Source organism: Actinacidiphila sp. bgisy167 (genome assembly GCF_057707665.1).
This window is the reverse complement of the sequence record NZ_JBYIQP010000013.1, coordinates 72,295-90,060: the sequence shown is the minus strand read 5'-3', so window position 1 is coordinate 90,060 and position 17,766 is coordinate 72,295. Positions and strand designations below refer to the sequence as shown.

Below are 17,766 nucleotides of genomic sequence, written 5' to 3'. Positions count from 1 at the left end.
GGGCGGACAATCGCGGCATGGACCTCCCGGTGATGCCGCCCGTGAAGCCGATGCTCGCCAAGTCCGCCGCCGCGATCCCGCCCGGCATGCTGTACGAGGGCAAATGGGACGGGTTCCGCGCCATCGTCTTCCGGGACGGCGCCGAGGTCGAGATCGGCAGCCGCACCGGCAAGACCCTCACCCGCTACTTCCCCGAGGTCGTCGAGGCGGTCCGCGCCGAACTGCCGCCGCGTGCCGTCGTCGACGGGGAGATCGTCGTCGCCCGGGAGGGCCGGCTCGACTTCGACGCGCTGCTGGAACGCATCCACCCCGCCGACTCCCGGGTGCGGCAGCTCGCCGAGCGCACCCCCGCCTCCCTCGTCGCCTTCGACCTGCTGGCGCTCGGCGACCGCTCCCTGATGGCGGACCCGCAGACATGGCGCCGCCAGGCCCTGGTCGACGCGCTGGGGCGGGCACGGGCCCCGGTGCACGTGGCGCCCGCCACCACCGACGTCGAGCTCGCGCGGCGGTGGTTCGACCAGTACGAGGGCGCGGGACTGGACGGCGTCGTCGCCAAACCGCCGGACCTCGGCTACCGCCCCGACGAGCGCGTCATGCTCAAGGTGAAGCACGAACGCACCGCCGACTGCGTGCTCGCCGGCTTCCGCTGGCACAAGTCCGGTCCCGTCGTGGGCTCGCTGCTGCTCGGCCTGCACGACGCCCGCGGCCGCCTCCAGCACGTCGGCGTGTGCGCGTCCTTCTCCATGCGCCGCCGCGAGGAACTGGTCGGGGAGCTGGAGCCGCTGCGTACGGAATCCGCCGAGGGCCACCCCTGGGCGGACTGGGCGGAGGCCGAGCCCGGGGGCCGCATGCCCGGCGCCCAGAGCCGCTGGAGCGCCGGGAAGAACCTCTCCTGGATCCCCCTGCGGCCCGAGCGGGTCGTGGAGGTCGCCTACGACCACATGCAGGGCGACCGCTTCCGGCACACCGCCCAGTTCCGCCGCTGGCGCCCCGACCGCGACCCCGCCGACTGCACCTACGCGCAGTTGGAGGAGCCGGTCGGCTACGAGCTCGCGGACATCCTGCGCTGAGCCGCGCCTGCCCGGGGCTCGGGACGCGTACGGGCAGGCCCGCCGCCGGCCCCGCCCTGTCCGCGGGGCCGCGCGGAGGGCCGCGAGGAGGCCGGGGCGGGAGCCCGCGCGGGCTCCCGCGTCACAGTGCCTGCCGCCGGGTGAGCTGGGTGAACGCCAGCCAGCCGGGCAGCACGGGCAGCCAGAAGGTCAGCACCCGGAACAGCAGTACCGCCGAGGTGGCGGTCGCCGAGTCCAGGTGCCCGATGGTGGTCAGACCGGCGATCAGCGCGCCCTCGACCGCCCCCAGACCGCCCGGTGTCGGGGCCGCCGAGCCCAGGGCGTTGCCCGCCAGGAACACCACGGCGATCGCCGCGAAGTTCACCTCACCGTGGAAGGTGCGGATGCTCGCGTCCAGGCACAGCACGAAGGCGAAGGTCAGCAGCAGTGTGCCGCCGATGCCGGTGACGAGCTTCATCGGCTGCTGCAGCACGTCCAGCATGCGCGGCACCACCCCCGCGAACAGCGCCCGCACCCGGGAGGAGACGAAGCGCCGCAGCGGTGGGACGGCGGTGACGACCAGGAAGAGCACACCGGCCGTGAGCAGGCCCGCCATCACCGTCCGGGACGGCGACAGCGAGGGCGTCTTCTCCGTGCCGGTGATGTAGCCGAACACCAGCAGCAGGCTGATGTGCGAGCCGAGGCCGACCAGCTGCGAGGCCCCCACGCTCGCCACCGCCAGGCCCGGGCGTACGCCGGACTTCTGCAGGTAGCGCGTGTTGAGCGCCACACCGCCGATCGCGGCGGGCGCCACCAGCTTCACGAAGGAGCCGGCGACCTGCGCCAGCGTGGTGCGGACGAAGGACAGCTTCTCCGGCACGAAGCCGGACAGCGCCATCGCGGCCGCGACGTAGCTGAGCGCGGAGGCCAGCGCGGCAACGATGACCCAGATCCAGTTCGCCTCGCCGAGCAGGGTCGTCGGGTCGATGCTGCTGATCTGGGAGAGCAGGAAGTACGCGGCGAAGGCGCCCGCGATGATGCTGATCAGCGTGCGCGGCCGCACCCGTTCCAGCCGCACCGGCTCCACCGGCGCCTGCGGGCGGATCAGCAGCACCTGGTGACGGATCCGGGTGAGCAGATCCTCCTCGCGGGACTCCTCCAGCGCGTCCTCGATCGCCTTCTTCTCGGCCCGCCGCTCGGCCTTGCTCTCCTTGCCCGGCTCCTTGTCGCCGGCTCCGCCGTCCGCCCCCTCCGCCGGCCGCGCCCGGGAGGCGGTCAGCACGGCCTCGCGTTCGCGCTGCGCCCGCTCCCTGGCGAGCTGCTTCAGCGCTGCCCGGGTGGTGCGGCTCAGCGCGATCGGCTGCAGCAGCGGCAGGGAGTCGGCGACGGCGTCCGGCCCCAGCACGGCGACGGCCGAGGCCACCGACCGCTCCGGGCCGACGCGCAGCGCCAGGGTGGTGAGCAGCTGCGCCACGTCCATGCGCAGCACGATGTCGCCCGCGGCGATCTCCCCGCCGCGCAGGTCGGTGAGGAAGACGTTGCCGGAGCGGTCGATCTTCAGGGCCTCGCCGACCAGCCTGCGGTGGGCGATCCGCCGCGACTGCAGCGCCCGCACCTGCTCCCAGGCGCCGCGCAGCACATCGTCGGTGATCTCCTCGTCCGACAGCGCGTCCAGCGAGCGGCCGCCCATGTGCTCGTAGACCAGCATCACGGCGTCCGGGCCGAGCTCCGAGGTGGCGATCAGCCGTGGCGCCCTGGCGCCCGCGGCGTTGGCCGCGTAGGCCAGCAGCGCCTCCTGCTCCAGCGCCTGGCGCAGCGACTGCAGGCCGCGCCGCTGGGTGATCCCGCGCAGCTGGAGGCGGCGCCACATCCGGTAGAAGAAGCCGTGCGCCTGCTGCTCGCGGTCCACCACCGTGACGTCCAGCAGCGGGCCGTCCTCCAGGGTCACCAGATAGCGGCGGCCCCGGTCGGAGTCGGGCCCGTCGGGGGATTCGTCCTCCGCGCGGACGGCCGTCAGCGGGGCGAAGCCCACCCGGCGCAGGCCGGCGAGCAGGTTCTGGCCGGTCGGGCGTACGTTCGGCGAGCCGACCCCGTAGAGGGTGCCGTAGGCCACGGTCCAGCCGATGAGCACCGTCACGATGATCGAGAACGGTGTGGTGAAGCCGCCCACGAGCACCGCGAAGGAGTCCACGACCAGCACGAACCACAGCGCCACCCGCCAACGCGGGCGCCGGGCCATGCCGACCGCCGTCATGTAGGCGATCACCGGGGCCAGGTAGCCGTGGACGGGATCGGTGATCCCGCCGCCGGGCGCGTCGCGGGTCAGCGCGTCCCGGATCGCCACCGGCGCCGCGCCCGACACCCACAGGTCGGTCGCGAGGGACACCCCGTGGGCCAGGACCGCGGCCAGCACGCCGTCCGCGATGCGCAGCCCGTCCCGTTTGATCAGGCGCTCCACGGCGAACGCCACGGGCACGATCAGCACCGCCACGGTCGCCAGCAGCCCGGCGACCGTGATCAGCGGCTCGGGCGCGTGAGTGGCTCCCTCGGCGATGTCCTGCTCCACACCGGAGGTCGTCGCGTGTGCGAAGCCCGCGATCATCAGCACGACCGCGATGCCGAGCAGCCCGAAGAGGAAGCGCATGAGGTCGACGGGCCGGTGCACGCGCGCGGGGAGCAGCGGCTCGTCCCGCGCGACCGGGTCGGTGTGCGGGGATTCGCCGCCGGGGGGCTGCGCTGAGTCGGGTTGCTCCACCACGGTCCGGGGTGCGTCGGGCTCCCCGGTGCCGGGCTGCGTCGCGCCGATCTGCTCCGCGCGGGGCTTGGGGGGCTCCCCGTCGGCGAGGCCCTCGGCGCCGTCGGTGGTCTCGGCGCCGCCGGGCCGGTCCGGGCTGTCGACCGCGGGCCTCGCAGGGGTCATGGCCTGCTCCGCGGCCGACGCCGCCGATGTGGCGCGGCTCTCATCGGGCGGGGCGTCCCCGGACGCGGGCACGGCCTGCCCGGCGTTCTCGTCCGGGGTCGCCGGGGCGTCGTCCCCAGGGCCCTTGGAGGCAGCAGGTACCGCGTGAGCGGCTCCGTTCCCGCTCACGTCGTGCTCTCCGGCTGTCTCTTTTTGATCTCGTATCACCAGTCACCGCCCGGATGATGGTGGCACGAGCGGCCCGCGCATGGGCGCAGGAGGGGGCAATTCCCCTCTCCGGGCGCCCCCGCGCGCTCCGCCGGACCCCCCTGTCGGTGCCGTGGGGCACCATGGGACGGATGAGCAAGGACACCGCGTACGACCCGGACGACGTCCCCGAGCTGCCCGCGTACGCGGAGCGCGTGCTGGACGTCGCCGAGCGGATCCCGCCCGGTCGGGTCATGACGTACGGCGACGTCGCCGAGTGGCTGGGGGAGGGCGGCCCCCGGCAGGTGGGCCACGTCATGGCGCTGTACGGCGGGGCCGTGCCGTGGTGGCGTGTGGTCCGCGCGGACGGCGGGCTGCTGGCGGGCCACGAGCTGCGCGCCCTGGAGCACTACCGCGCGGAGGGCACCCCGCTGCGCCCGGCCCCGCGGTCGGCCGAGGGCCGCATACCCCGTCTCGACATGCGCGGGGCCCGCTGGGACGGCACGCATCCCGTGCCGCCCCCCGGCGGGGAGTGCTGACGACCCGACGTTCACACCATCCAGCTTCCGCCATCCGGGACGGGTTGACGCCATCCTCCGTCCGGTCGGAGTACGGCGCCCCGCGCCCGCCCGCCCCCTCATCCGTACGGGAAGCAGGGGACGCCCGGCGGCCCCGGTGACCAGTGGCGTACCGTCGGCTCCTGGCCTTTCCCGGGAACCGGCGGCACAGGCTCCCACTCCCGCACTCGTATTCGTACTCGCACCCGCACGCACACGGAACCGGCGAACCACGTGACCTCCTCCTCCACACGCCAGACGACGGACGCCGCCGCACGGCGCTCCGGGGGGACGGTCGGGCCTTCCGGCGGCTACCGGCTGCTACGGACCGCTCCGAAACCGGTGACGCCCCCTGAACTGGACGCCGCGCAGCGCGCCGTGGTTGAGCACCTCGGCGGTCCGCTCCTCGTCCTGGCCGGACCGGGCACGGGGAAGACGACGACCCTGGTCGAGGCCGTCGCCGAACGCGTGCGGCGCGGCACCGACCCCGAACGGATCCTCGTCCTCACCTTCAGCCGCAAGGCCGCGGGGGAGCTGCGGGACCGCATGGCGGCCCGGATGGGCGGCGCGGCCGCACCGCAGGCCACCACCTTCCACTCCTTCGCCTACGCCCTCGTCCGCGCCCACCAGGACCCCGAGCTGTTCGCGGACCCGCTGCGGCTGCTGTCCGGCCCCGAGCAGGACCTGACCGTGCGCGAGCTCCTGGCGGGCCAGGCGCATCTGGAACGGCAGGGGCGGACCCGGGTGCGCTGGCCGGACGAGCTCCGCGCGGCGCTGACGACCCGCGGCTTCGCCGACGAGGTGCGGGCCGTGCTGGCCCGCACCCGCGAGCTGGGTCTCGGCCCGCGCGCCCTGGCCGCGTTCGCCGGCCGCACCGGCCGCCCCGACTGGTCGGCGGCGGCCGGCTTCCTCGCCGAGTACCTGGACGTCCTCGACCTCCAGGGCGCCGTCGACTACGCGGAGCTGGTGCACCGCGCGGTGCTGCTCGCCGGGCGCCCTGAGGTGGCCCGCCACCTCGCCGCGGCCTACGAGGCCGTCTACGTCGACGAGTACCAGGACACCGACCCGGCGCAGGTGCGGCTGCTCCAGGCGCTCGCCGGCGGCGGCCGCCACCTGGTGGCCTTCGGCGACCCCGACCAGTCCATCTACGCCTTCCGCGGCGCCGACGTGAACGGCATCCTCGGCTTCCCCGAGGTCTTCCGGCACGTCGACGGCCGCCCCGCCGACGTCCGCGTCCTCACCACGTCCCGCCGCTCGGGCGCCGCCCTGCTGGCCGCGACCCGGCTGCTCACCCGGCGGATGCCGCTGACCCGGCTCCCGGCCGCGGCCGTGCGCGCCCACCGCGAGCTCACGCCGGTCCGCGAGGGGGGATCGGTCGCCGTCCGCACCTACCCCACGCCGGGCGCCGAACTCGACGGCATCGCCGACGTCCTGCGCCGGGCCCATCTGGAGGACGGTGTCCCCTGGTCCGACATGGCGGTCCTGGTGCGTGCCGGGTCCCGCTCGCTGCCCGTCCTGCGCCGGGCCCTGACGTCCGCGGGGGTGCCCGTCGACATCGACGGCGACGACCTGCCGCTGCGCGACGAACCCGCCGTCGCCCCGCTCCTGCTCGCCCTGCGGGTCTGCGCCGAGGCCGCGTTGCGGGAGGCCCGGGAGCCGGGGGAGGGCCGGGAGCCGGGGGACGCGCGGGAGCCGGGGGAGGGTCGGGAGCCGGGCCTGCGGGTCGAGGACGCCCTCACCCTGCTCGGCTCACCGCTCGGCGGCATGGACGCCGCCGACCTGCGCCGTCTGGGCCGCGCCCTGCGTGAGGAGGAAAGGGCCGCCGGGGTCCCCGTACCGCGGCCGTCGGACGAGTTGATCGCCGAGGCGCTCTCGGAGCCCGAGCGGCTGGTGGCGCACGACCCGTCCTACGCGCGGGGCGCCCAGCGGCTCGGCGGGCTGCTGCGCCGGGGGCGCGAGCTGCTCGCCGCCGGCGGCACCGCCGAGGAGGCGCTGTGGGAGCTGTGGGACGGCACCCCCTGGCCGGGCCGGCTGGAGCGGTCCGCGGCGCGCGGTGGCGCGGCAGGACGCAACGCCGACCGGGACCTGGACGCGGTGTGCGTGCTCTTCGACACCGCCGCCCGGGCCGAGGAGCGCACCGGGGGCCGCGGCGCGCTGAACTTCCTGGAGGAGCTGACCGCCCAGGACATCGCCGCCGACGTGCTCACCCGCCACGCCGTCCGCCCCGACGCCGTACGGCTGATGACCGCGCACCGCTCCAAGGGCCTGGAGTGGGGGCTCGTGGTCGTCGCCGGTGTCCAGGAAGGGCTCTGGCCCGACCTGCGGCGCCGGGGCTCGCTGCTGGAGGCCGACCGCATCGGACGTGACGGCCTCGCGGAGCCGCTCACCCCGGGCGCGCTGCTCGCCGAGGAGCGCCGGCTGTTCTACGTCGCGGCCACCCGGGCCAGCGAGCGCCTCGTCGTGACGGCCGTGAAGGCCGCCGCCGACGACGGCGACCAGCCCTCCCGCTTCCTCACCGAACTCGGCGTCGAGCCGGCCGACGTCACCCACCGGGCGCGCCGTCCGCTGTCGGTCGCGGCCCTCGTGGCCGAGCTGCGCGCCACGACCGTCGACCCGACCGCCTCCCCGGCCCTGCGCGAGGCTGCCGCCCGCCGTCTGGCCCGGCTCGCGGCCCTGGAGGACGCGGGTCAGCCGCTGGTGCCCGCGGCCCACCCCGAACGCTGGTGGGGCCTGTACGAGCAGACCCGCTCCGAGGTGCCGCTGCGCGACCGCGAGCAGCCGGTCACCCTCTCCGGCAGCGCGCTGGACCAGCTGGCCAACAGCTGCGCCCTGCAGTGGTTCCTGGGCCGCGAGGTGAAGGCGGAGCCGCCCTCCACGGCGGCGCAGGGCTTCGGCAACGTCCTGCACGTCCTCGCCGACGAGGTCGCCTCCGGCAGCACCCCGGCCGACCTGGACGTGCTCATGGAGCGGCTGGACTCGGTGTGGAACGCGCTGGCCTTCGACGCGCCGTGGAAGTCCCAGCAGGAGAAGGAGAACGCCCGCGCCGCCCTGGAGCGCTTCCTGCGCTGGCACGTCATGGAGCGCGGCCGCCAGGCCGTCGCCTCCGAGCACGGCTTCGACGTCACCTTGGAGACGGGTGAGGTGGCCGTCCGGATCCGCGGCAGCATGGACCGCGTCGAGACGGACGCCGACGGCAACGCCTATGTCGTGGACTTCAAGACCGGGAAGGCCAAACCCACGGCCGCCGAGGTCGAGAGCCACGCGCAGCTCGCCGTCTACCAGCTGGCCGTCCGCGAGGGCGCCGTCGACGAACTCTTCCACGGCACCCGGCCCGCCCCCGGCGGCGCCGAGCTCGTCCAGCTGCGCATCGGCGCCGCCCGCCGCGACGGCGGCGACACCCAGCCCACCGTCCAGCGCCAGGAGGCGCTCAGCGGCGACTGGGCCGACGCGCTGCTCGCCGACGCGGCCGCCCGCGTCCTCGACGAGCGCTTCACCCCCTCCACCGGCCGGCACTGCGAGAACTGCGCCTTCCGCGCCTCCTGCAGCGCCCGCCCGGAGGGGCGGCACGTGGTGGAGTGAGGCGGGGGTCTCAGCCGCCCGGGGCCTCGGCCCTCAGCCCGAGGTCCCGCGCGGCCTGCAGCAGGCGCTGGTCGTAGGAGACGAACACGAGCGGATCCGCGCCCGCCTGGCCCGCGAGGAGCTGTGCGGTCGCCAGGACCGAGCCGAGAGAGCGGAGCAGCGGATCGCCGTAAGCGGAAGCCGTGGCGCGGACGGCGGCGTCGATCTCGAACCGGTAGAGCCGGGTGATCACCCCGGGGACCCCGGCGAGTGCCTGCGGGGCCGATCGACGCAAGGCGCGCGGCACCTCCACCTCGACGAGCGACGACGACACCAAAGGCTCGTCCGGGCGGTCGTTCAGCCAGGCGACCAACTCCCGAGTGCCCTGCTCCCGGCGGACCATCTTCACGATCGCCGCCGAGTCCAGGTAGATCACCAGCGCTCCTCGTCGCGCAGGGCGACGAGTGCGGCCGCCGTGTCGATCCCCGGGTCGTCGAGAACGGGCGGCACCGGCACCGGACCCGAGGCCACGGGCGGGGTGGCGCGTCCCTCGGCGACCATGCGGTCCAGCACGGACTGGCCGCGCGAGATGGGCACGAGACGGGCCACGGGGGTTCCGCTCACGGTCACCTCCAAGGTTTCACCGTGCTGGACGCGTGCGAGCACGGCACTGGTGTTCTGGTTCAGTTCGCGTACCGGGATGCGCTCCATGGGCCCGGCGTAGAACCTGCTGTTCTACGCCGGTAGGGAGGAATACGCCCTGACCCCGGTGGACCGGGTGCGGCTCGGCCCGCTGTCGGTGGTGCCCGATAGCCTCCCCTTTGTGTCCTCCCGCATCACCGGCCCCGAACAGCTCAAGGAGCTGCTCGGCATCCCCTTCACCCCGGAGCAGCTGGCGTGCGTCACCGCGCCGCTCGCCCCGCAGGTGATCGTGGCCGGCGCCGGTTCCGGGAAGACGACGGTCATGGCGGCCCGGGTGGTGTGGCTGGTCGGCACCGGGCAGGTCGCGCCCGAGCAGGTGCTGGGCCTGACGTTCACCAACAAGGCGGCCGGGGAGCTGTCCGAGCGCGTGCGCAAGGCCCTCGTCCGGGCCGGTGTGACCGACCCGGACCCGGCGGACCCCGACCACGCGCCGGGCGAGCCGCGGATCTCCACATACCACGCCTTCGCCGGGCAGCTGCTCAAGGAGCACGGGCTGCGCATCGGGCTGGAGCCGACCGCGCGTCTGCTCGCCGACGCGACGCGCTACCAGCTGGCGGCGCGCGTCCTGCGGGCCGCGCCCGGTCCCTTCCCGGCGCTCACCAAGGGCGTCCCCGGCCTTGTGAGCGACCTCCTGGCGCTGGAGGGCGAGCTGGCGGAGCATCTGGTGCCGCCCGAGCGGCTGCTCGCGTACGACCGGGAGTGGCTCGCCGACCTCGAGGGCGTCCGGCTGACCAACGCGGATCTGCGCAGGCTCCCCGAGACGGCCCGCGCCCGCATCGACCTGACCGGGCTCGCCGCGGCGTACCGCGCCGAGAAGAAGCAGCGCGACCTGCTCGACTTCGGCGACCAGATCGCCCTGTCCGCGACCCTGGCCCGCACCCGCCCCGAGGTCGGCCGCATCCTGCGCGAGCAGTACGCCGTGGTGCTGCTCGACGAGTACCAGGACACCTCCGTGGCGCAGGGCCTGCTGCTCTCCGCGCTGTTCGGGGACGGCACCGGCCATCCGGTGACCGCGGTCGGCGACCCCTGCCAGGCCATCTACGGTTGGCGCGGCGCCTCGGTGGCCAACCTCGACGACTTCCCGCTGCACTTTTCGCACGCCGACGGGACACCGGCCCGGCGCCAGTCTTTGTCGGAGAACCGGCGCAGCGGCGGCCGCCTGCTCGACCTCGCCAACGGCCTCGCCGCCGAGCTGCGCGAGCGGCACGAGGGCGTTGAGGCCCTGCGGCCCGCGCCCGGCGCCGAACGGGACGGCGGGGTGCGCTGCGCGTTGCTGCCCACCCAGCATGAGGAGATCGCCTGGATCGCCGATTCCATCGCACACCTGGTCCGCACGGGCACCGCACCCGGTGAGATCGCCGTGCTGTGCCGGGCCGCCGGCCACTTCGCCGACATCCATGCGGCGCTCGTCGCGCGCGACGTGCCGGTGGAGGTGGTCGGCCTGTCCGGGCTGCTGCACCTCCCCGAGGTCGCCGACCTGGTCGCGGTCTGCGAGGTGCTGCAGGACCCGACGGCCAACGCCGCCCTCGTGCGGCTGCTCACGGGGCCGCGCTGGCGGATCGGGCCGCGCGACCTGGCCCTGCTCGGGCGGCGGGCGCGGCTGCTGGTGCCGGGCCGGGGCGACACAGCGGACCGGCTGGCCGCCGCCGTGGAGGGCGTGGACCCGGCCGAGGTGATCTCGCTCGCCGACGCCCTGGAGACCTTCGTCGACGGTGAGCCCGAGGACCGCCTGCCCTTCTCGGCCGAGGCCCGGGTGCGCTTCGCGCGCCTCGCCACCGAGATACGCGAACTGCGCCGCGCCCTGGCCGACCCGCTCATGGACGTCCTGCACCGGGTGCTCGCCGTCACCGGCCTGGAGGTCGAACTCTCCGCCTCCCCGCACGCACTGGCCGCGCGCCGCCGGGAGACCCTGCACGCCTTCCTGGACGTCGCGGCCGGCTTCGCCTCCCTGGACGGAGAGGCCACGCTGCTGGCCTTCCTCGGGTTCCTGCGCACGGCGGCGCAGTACGAGAAGGGCCTGGACAGCTCGCTGCCCGGCGGCGAGAACACGGTGAAGGTGCTCACGGCGCACAAGTCCAAGGGTCTGGAGTGGGACGTCGTCGCCGTTCCCGGGCTGGTGCGCAAGGGCTTTCCGAGTGAGCGGGGCCGCGAGTCGTGGCACTTCAACGCCAAGGTGCTGCCGCATGCGCTGCGCGGTGACGCGGCCACCCTGCCCGACCTGGAGGAGTGGTCGCGGGCGGGGCTGGCGGACTTCAAGGCGGCCATGGCCGAGCACAACCGGATCGAGGAGCTCCGGCTCGGCTACGTCACCTTCACCCGGCCGCGCTCCCTGCTGCTCGGCTCCGGCCACTGGTGGGGACCCAACCAGAAGCGGCCCTTCGGCCCGTCCGCCTTCCTCGAGGCGCTGCGCGCGCACTGCGAGGCCGGCCACGGCGAGGTCGAGCACTGGGCCGACGAGCCCGCTCCCGATGCCGGCAACCCGGCTCTGGCGCGTACGGGCGAGACACCGTGGCCGCTGCCCCTGGACCCGGCGGCCATGGCCCGGCGCCGCGAGGCAGCCCGCAGCGTGCTGGCCCAGCTGAGCGCCCCGGCGGCCCCGCCGGCGGCCGCCGTGCCGGACCCGGACTGGCCGCCGCCCCCCGAGGACGAGGAGGAGCCGCCGCCGTACGACGAGGCCTACGACGGGTACGGCGACCACGACGCCGGCGACCCGTACGGCGATCCTTACGAGGGGCCGTACGGCGCGGGCGACCCCGGCGAGTGGGAGGACCGGCCCGCCGACCGGCCCGCCATCCCCGGGCAGCCCGGCCCGCACGACCTCGACGCACCGCCGGCCGTGCCCCCGCCCGCGCCCCGGCACGGGCACGGCAAGGAGCCACTGCTCCCCGAGGAGGCCCGCGCCGTCGCGTCCTGGGACCGGGACCTCGACGCCCTCACCGAGGAGCTCCTCCGCTCCCGCGCGGTGGTACGCGACGTCCCGCTGCCCACCACGCTCAGCGCCTCCGCGCTGCTGCGGTTGGCCGCCGACCCCGACGGCTTCGCCCGTGAACTCGCCCGGCCCATGCCCCGCCCGCCGCGGCCCGCGGCCCGGCGCGGCACCCGCTTCCACGCCTGGGTGGAGTCCCGCTTCGAGGAACTGCCGCTGATCCCCCCCGAGGAGCTGCCCGGCATCGAGGGCGACGACGAGATCGCCGACGAACGCGACCTCGCCGCGCTGAAGGAGGCGTTCCTGAGGACCCCGTACGCCGAGCGCACTCCCTACCGCGTCGAGGCGCCGTTCCAGCTCGCCCTGGCCGGACGGGTGATCCGGGGCCGGATCGACGCGGTGTACCGGGAGGGCGACGGCTACGAGATCGTCGACTGGAAGACCGGGCGGTCCGGCACCGCCGACCCCCTGCAGCTCGCGGTCTACCGACTCGCCTGGGCCGAGCAGCGCGGAGTGCCGCTGTCGCAGGTCACGGCAGCCTTCCTGCACGTTCGGACGGGAGAGGTGGTTCGGCCGGAGCCGCTGCCCGACCGGGCCGCGTTGGAGCGCCTGCTGCTCGGTGAGCCGGAGCCGGGGCAGGAGCCGGAGCCGGGACCGGAGCAAGGGCCGGCACCCGGATCACCACCCGGATCGGGTGCAGGGCCCAGGACCGCTCCTGAGGCCGCCGCCGGGGGACCCTTCGGCGGCCGCTAGGCTCGAGGCCATGAGCACCACCCCGGACAGCGCCGTCCGCACGTACGTCGCGGCCCATCGTGAGACCTTCCTCGGCGACCTCGCCGAGTGGCTGCGCATCCCCTCGGTCTCGGCCGATCCGGAACGCGCCGCCGACGTACGGCGCAGCGCCGAGTGGCTGGCGGCGAAGCTCAAGGAGACCGGTTTCCCGGTGGCCGAGGTGTGGGAGACCCCCGGCGCTCCCGCGGTCTTCGCCGAGTGGCCCTCCGACACCGCGGACGCGCCGACGGTACTGGTCTACGGCCACCACGACGTGCAGCCCGCCGCGCTCGAGGACGGCTGGGACGGCGAGCCCTTCGAGCCCCGGATCCATGACGGCCGGATGTACGGGCGGGGCGCCGCCGACGACAAGGGGCAGGTGTTCTTCCACACACTCGGCGTCCGCGCCCACCTGGCCGCCACCGGCCGCACCGCGCCGGCGGTGCACCTGAAGCTGCTGATCGAGGGCGAGGAGGAGTCCGGCTCCCCGCACTTCGCCGACCTCGTGCGCGCCCGCGCCGGGCGGCTGGCCTGCGACACCGTGATCGTCTCGGACACCGGCATGTGGGACGAGGACACCCCCACCGTGTGCACCGGCATGCGGGGCCTGGTCGACTGCCAGATCGACCTGTACGGCCCCGACCAGGACATCCACTCCGGCTCCTTCGGCGGCTCCGTCCCCAACCCGGCGACCGAGGCGGCCCGGCTCGCCGCGGCGCTGCACGACGCGGACGGCCGCGTGGCGATCCCCGGTTTCTACGACGGCGTGGTCGAGCTCACCGACCGCGAGCGCGCGCTGTTCGCGCGCCTCCCCTTCGACGAGGAGCGCTGGCTGCGCACGGCCATGTCGTACGCGACGAGCGGCGAGGCCGGCTACTCGACCCTGGAGCGGGTCTGGGCCCGTCCGACCGCCGAGGTGAACGGCATCGGCGGCGGCTACCAGGGCCCGGGCGGCAAGACGATCGTGCCGTCCTCGGCCCAGGTGAAGCTGTCCTTCCGGCTGGTGGCCGGGCAGGACACCGAACGGGTACGGCGGCTGGTCGCCGACTGGGTCGCCGACCGCGTCCCGGCCGGTGTCCGGCACGAGATCACCTTCTGGGGAGCCACCCGCCCCTGTCTGACGCCGTTGGACCACCCCGCGCTGCGTGCGGTGACGCGGGCGATGGGCCGGGCCTTCGGCAAGGAGGTCCTCTACACCCGCGAGGGCGGCTCGGGCCCGGCGGCCGACCTGCAGGACGTGCTCGATGTTCCCGTCCTGTTCCTGGGAATTTCCGTGCCGTCCGACGGTTGGCACTCGGTGAACGAGAAGGTGGAGATCGACCTTCTGCTCAAGGGCGTGGAGACGTCCGCGTACCTCTGGAGCGAGTTCACGGCTCTGTAAGCATCCGCCTCCATCCGCGCGCTACGGGGAGTTGACAGCAATCTTGTCCGACACGTCCGGAATCGGTACCACTTTCGACGCGACCGCCTTCCCCCCGCCCCTCGCCCGCTCGTCGGGCGTGGACCGCGCCGCCGAGCACCGGCTCGACGAGGCGTGGCTGGCGGCCGCCTGGAGCCACCCGACGACGCGGGTGTTCGTGGTCTCCGGGGGCCAGGTCCTGATCGAGGACACCCCGGACGGCCATGCCGAGCTCGTCATGATGCCGAGCTTCGAGGCGCCGGAGAGCGAGGTGCACCGCTATTTCCTCGGCATCGACGAGGCGGGGGTGCGCTATTTCGCGCTGCAGAAGGACTCGCTGCCCGGACGCCTGGACGACGCGGCCCGCCCGGCCGGGCTCCGGGAGGCCGGCGTCCTGCTGTCGGACCGCCACGCGGGCCTCATGGTGCACGCGGTCGCGCTGGAGAACTGGCAGCGCATGCACCGCTTCTGCTCGCGCTGCGGGGAACGCACCGTGGTGGCGGCCGCGGGCCACATCCGCCGCTGCCCGGCCTGCGGGGCGGAGCACTACCCGCGCACCGACCCCGCGGTGATCATGCTGGTCACCGACGAGGAGGACCGGGCGCTGCTGGGCCGCCAGGTGCACTGGCCCGAGGGGCGCTTCTCGACGCTCGCGGGCTTCGTGGAGCCGGGGGAGTCCCTCGAGCAGGCCGTGGTGCGCGAGGTCGCCGAGGAGGCGGGGGTGGCGGTCGGCGAGGTGTCCTATGTCTCCAGCCAGCCCTGGCCGTTCCCCTCGAGCCTGATGCTGGGCTTCATGGCGCGGGCCACGTCGGCGGAGATCACCGTGGACGGCGAGGAACTGCACGAGGCGCGCTGGTTCTCCCGCGAGGAGTACCGCAAGGCGATGGAGACCGGCGAGGTGCTGCCGCCGTACGGGATCTCCATCGCGGCGCGGCTGATCGAGCGCTGGTACGGGATGCCGCTGCCGGCCCGTCGCTGAGCGCGCCGCCCGCCGCGTCGTCCGCCCCGGCCGCGCGTGCGCACAGCCGGGGCGGACCGGTCTCAGCCCGCGAGGGCCTGCTTGACCTGGGCCAGACTGGGGTTGCTGAGTGCGACTGCCTCGGCGCCGCTCTTGGGCGACACCAGGAGCGTCGGGACGAGCTGGTTGCCGCCGTTGACGCTCTCGACGAACTTCGCCGAGTCCGGGTCGTGCTCGATGTTGACCTCCGTGTAGGCGATGCCCTCACGGTCCATCTGCCCCTTCAGGCGGCGGCAGTATCCGCACCACGTGGTGCTGTACATCGTCACAGTGCCGGACATCGTGTTCGCTCCTTCAAGGCTGGGGATGACGTCGATCCCGTGAACGCTAACCCCTCGCCGTGGCATTCCTTGCAATCGTTCGCGGTGTGACCATCACACCTCAGCTGTGGACAACTTCGCGGGGCCGTCCTCGGGGAGATGGCAGCATGGCAGGGTGACTGCACCGACCCCCACCCCGCTCTTCCCGGAGTTCCCGGCCGTCCCGGAGTCGGCGGACGCCGTGCTCGACGGGCTCGACCCGGAACAGCGCGCGGTCGCCACCGCGCTGCACGGCCCGGTGTGCGTGCTGGCGGGAGCCGGCACGGGCAAGACGCGCGCGATCACCCACCGGATCGCGTACGGGGTGCGCGCCGGGATACTCCAGCCGGCCAGTGTGCTCGCGGTCACCTTCACCGCCCGAGCGGCCGGGGAGATGCGCGGGCGGCTGCGGCAGCTCGGCGCGGGCGGCGTGCAGGCGCGCACCTTCCACTCCGCGGCGCTGCGCCAGCTGCAGTACTTCTGGCCGCGTGCCGTCGGCGGCGACATGCCGCGGCTGCTCGAGCGCAAGATCCAGCTCGTCGCGGAGGCCGGGGCCCGCTCCCGCATCCGGCTGGACCGGGGTGAGCTGCGCGACGTCACCGCCGAGATCGAGTGGGCCAAGGTCACCCAGACGGCGCCCGAGGACTATCCGGCCGCCGCCGCCAAGGCCGCCCGGGACGTGCCGCGCGACCCCGCCGAGATCGCCCGGGTCTACACGACGTACGAGCAGCTCAAGCGCGACCGCGGCGCCATCGACTTCGAGGACGTGCTGCTGCTGACCGTCGGCGTCCTGGAAGACCGGCCTGACGTCGCCGACGCCGTCCGCTCCCAGTACCAGCACTTCGTCGTCGACGAGTACCAGGACGTCAGCCCGCTGCAGCAGCGCCTGCTGGACCTCTGGCTCGGCGGCCGGGACAGCGTCTGCGTCGTCGGCGACGCCTCGCAGACCATCTACTCCTTCACCGGCGCCACCCCGGAGTTCCTGCTCGGGTTCCGCAGCCGGCACTCGCAGGCCACAGTGGTGAAGCTGGTCCGCGACTACCGCTCCACCCCCCAGGTGGTACACCTGGCCAACGGCCTGCTGTCCCAGGCGCGCGGCCAGGCAGCCCAGCACCGACTCGAGCTGGTATCGCAGCGCGAGGCCGGACCCGAGCCGGTCTACACCGAGTACGCGGACGAGCCCGCCGAGGCCGAGGGCACCGCCCGGCGGATCCGCGAGCTGATCGACGAGGGCGTGCGGCCCAGCGAGATCGCCGTGCTGTACCGGGTGAACGCCCAGTCCGAGGTCTACGAGCAGGCCCTTGCCGACGCCGGCGTGCCGTACCAGCTGCGCGGCGCCGAGCGCTTCTTCGAGCGCCCCGAGGTCCGCGAGGCCGGGATGCTGCTGCGTGGCGCCGCCCGGGCCGGCGGCGGCTCGGACCCGGGCCTGGACGACGCGGACCTGCCCGCCCATGTCCGGGCGGTGCTCGGCACCCGCGGCTGGTCCCCCGAGGCCCCGGCCGGATCGGGCGCCGTCCGCGACCGCTGGGAGTCGCTGGCCGCCCTGGTGCGGCTGGCCGAGGACTTCGCCCGCGCCCGGCCGCAGGCCACGCTCGCGGACTTCGTCGCCGAGCTCGACGAGCGGGCGGGCGCGCAGCACGCCCCGACGGTCGAGGGCGTCACCCTCGCCTCACTGCACGCCGCCAAGGGCCTGGAGTGGGACGCGGTGTTCCTGGTCGGACTGACCGAGGGCACGATGCCGATCACCTACGCCAAGACCGACGAGCAGGTCGAGGAGGAGCGCCGGCTGCTCTACGTCGGCGTGACCCGCGCCCGGTTCCACATCGCCCTGTCGTGGGCGCTGTCACGGTCGCCCGGTGGCCGCGGCGGCAGGCGGCCCTCGCGCTTCCTGAACGGGCTGCGGCCGGGCTCGGCGGCCCGGGGCGCCGCGGGGGGGCGTTCGGCCGCCACGGGCGGCGTGGAGCGCGGCTCGGGCGGCAGGAAGCGGCGCGGCCCGGTGCAGTGCCGCGTGTGCGGCCGCACCCTGTCCGACGCGGGCGAGATCAAGCTGATGCGCTGCGAGGACTGCCCCTCCGACCTGGACGAGGCGCTGTACGAGCGGCTGCGTGAATGGCGGGTGGAGCAGGCGAAGGCACTGGGCCAGCCGGCTTACTGCGTCTTCACCGACAAGACGCTGCTGGCGATCGCCGAGGTGCGGCCCACCACCGAGGGGGAATTGTCCGTCATCTCCGGAGTCGGAGCCCGCAAAATGGACAAGTTCGGTGCCGACGTCCTCGCCCTGTGCGCGGGGCGCGAGCCCGGCGGTGAGGACGGCGGCGAACCCGGGGACGAGGCCGGTGGTGAAGCTGTTGCGGAAGAGGTCGGAAAATAGTTTGCGCGCC

11 protein-coding genes are annotated in these 17,766 nt (G+C 74.7%); 7 read left to right on the top strand and 4 right to left on the bottom strand.

Going from position 1 to position 17,766, the window contains the following annotated elements; all coding sequences use genetic code 11:
• The first annotated feature begins 17 nt into the window (after positions 1–17).
• Positions 18–1,070 (top strand): ATP-dependent DNA ligase, encoded by a 1,053-nt coding sequence (locus AC3ET4_RS07910; protein WP_431947374.1) that lies wholly within the window; start codon positions 18–20, stop codon positions 1,068–1,070.
• Positions 1,071–1,191: 121 nt separating this feature from the next.
• Here the strand turns inward: AC3ET4_RS07910 and AC3ET4_RS07905 are convergent, their stop codons facing one another.
• Positions 1,192–3,969, bottom strand: coding sequence for a lysylphosphatidylglycerol synthase transmembrane domain-containing protein (locus tag AC3ET4_RS07905; protein WP_431947372.1), 2,778 nt, complete (start codon positions 3,967–3,969; stop codon positions 1,192–1,194).
• A 329-nt stretch (positions 3,970–4,298) separates the two neighbouring features.
• Between AC3ET4_RS07905 and AC3ET4_RS07900 the strand changes: the two genes are divergently transcribed.
• Complete coding sequence (locus AC3ET4_RS07900) at positions 4,299–4,694, top strand: MGMT family protein (protein WP_431947370.1); 396 nt, start codon at positions 4,299–4,301, stop codon at positions 4,692–4,694.
• 252 nt (positions 4,695–4,946) lie between these two features.
• Positions 4,947–8,291: an ATP-dependent helicase gene (locus AC3ET4_RS07895; protein ID WP_431947368.1), complete on the top strand. Its 3,345-nt coding sequence runs from the start codon at positions 4,947–4,949 to the stop codon at positions 8,289–8,291.
• 10 nt (positions 8,292–8,301) lie between these two features.
• Here the strand turns inward: AC3ET4_RS07895 and AC3ET4_RS07890 are convergent, their stop codons facing one another.
• Positions 8,302–8,706: a type II toxin-antitoxin system VapC family toxin gene (locus AC3ET4_RS07890; RefSeq protein WP_431947366.1), complete on the bottom strand. Its 405-nt coding sequence runs from the start codon at positions 8,704–8,706 to the stop codon at positions 8,302–8,304.
• On the bottom strand, positions 8,703–8,981 hold the full coding sequence (locus tag AC3ET4_RS07885) for a type II toxin-antitoxin system Phd/YefM family antitoxin (protein WP_431947364.1): 279 nt from the start codon (positions 8,979–8,981) through the stop codon (positions 8,703–8,705). Before AC3ET4_RS07885 ends, AC3ET4_RS07890 begins: the two co-directional genes overlap by 4 nt.
• A gap of 112 nt (positions 8,982–9,093) precedes the next feature.
• Here AC3ET4_RS07885 and AC3ET4_RS07880 point away from each other — a divergent pair, with 112 nt between their 5' ends.
• The 3 genes from AC3ET4_RS07880 (at position 9,094) to nudC (ending at position 15,047) form a co-directional block, all read left to right on the top strand.
• On the top strand, positions 9,094–12,651 hold the full coding sequence (locus AC3ET4_RS07880; RefSeq protein WP_431947362.1) for an ATP-dependent helicase: 3,558 nt from the start codon (positions 9,094–9,096) through the stop codon (positions 12,649–12,651).
• Positions 12,652–12,661: 10 nt separating this feature from the next.
• Positions 12,662–14,050 (top strand): M20/M25/M40 family metallo-hydrolase, encoded by a 1,389-nt coding sequence (locus AC3ET4_RS07875; protein ID WP_431947360.1) that lies wholly within the window; start codon positions 12,662–12,664, stop codon positions 14,048–14,050.
• A 61-nt stretch (positions 14,051–14,111) separates the two neighbouring features.
• Positions 14,112–15,047: an NAD(+) diphosphatase gene (gene nudC, locus AC3ET4_RS07870; RefSeq protein WP_431947420.1), complete on the top strand. Its 936-nt coding sequence runs from the start codon at positions 14,112–14,114 to the stop codon at positions 15,045–15,047.
• Between the two features lie 62 nt (positions 15,048–15,109).
• Here the strand turns inward: nudC and AC3ET4_RS07865 are convergent, their stop codons facing one another.
• Positions 15,110–15,367 (bottom strand): mycoredoxin, encoded by a 258-nt coding sequence (locus tag AC3ET4_RS07865; protein ID WP_431947358.1) that lies wholly within the window; start codon positions 15,365–15,367, stop codon positions 15,110–15,112.
• A gap of 154 nt (positions 15,368–15,521) precedes the next feature.
• Between AC3ET4_RS07865 and AC3ET4_RS07860 the strand changes: the two genes are divergently transcribed.
• Positions 15,522–17,756 carry an ATP-dependent DNA helicase UvrD2 gene (locus AC3ET4_RS07860; RefSeq protein ID WP_431947356.1) on the top strand — a complete coding sequence of 745 codons (2,235 nt, stop codon included), beginning with the start codon at positions 15,522–15,524 and terminating at the stop codon, positions 17,754–17,756.
• Positions 17,757–17,766 lie beyond the last annotated feature (10 nt).

What these genes read in the sequence shown, in the direction of transcription:
- AC3ET4_RS07910 (WP_431947374.1), top strand. Translation starts at nt 18, where the DNA reads ATGGACCTCCCGGTGATGCCGCCCGTGAAGCCGATGCTCGCCAAGTCC.
- AC3ET4_RS07905 (WP_431947372.1), bottom strand. Translation starts at nt 3,969, where the DNA reads ATGACCCCTGCGAGGCCCGCGGTCGACAGCCCGGACCGGCCCGGCGGC.
- AC3ET4_RS07900 (WP_431947370.1), top strand. Translation starts at nt 4,299, where the DNA reads ATGGGACGGATGAGCAAGGACACCGCGTACGACCCGGACGACGTCCCC.
- AC3ET4_RS07885 (WP_431947364.1), bottom strand. Translation starts at nt 8,981, where the DNA reads ATGGAGCGCATCCCGGTACGCGAACTGAACCAGAACACCAGTGCCGTG.
- AC3ET4_RS07875 (WP_431947360.1), top strand. Translation starts at nt 12,662, where the DNA reads ATGAGCACCACCCCGGACAGCGCCGTCCGCACGTACGTCGCGGCCCAT.
- AC3ET4_RS07865 (WP_431947358.1), bottom strand. Translation starts at nt 15,367, where the DNA reads ATGTCCGGCACTGTGACGATGTACAGCACCACGTGGTGCGGATACTGC.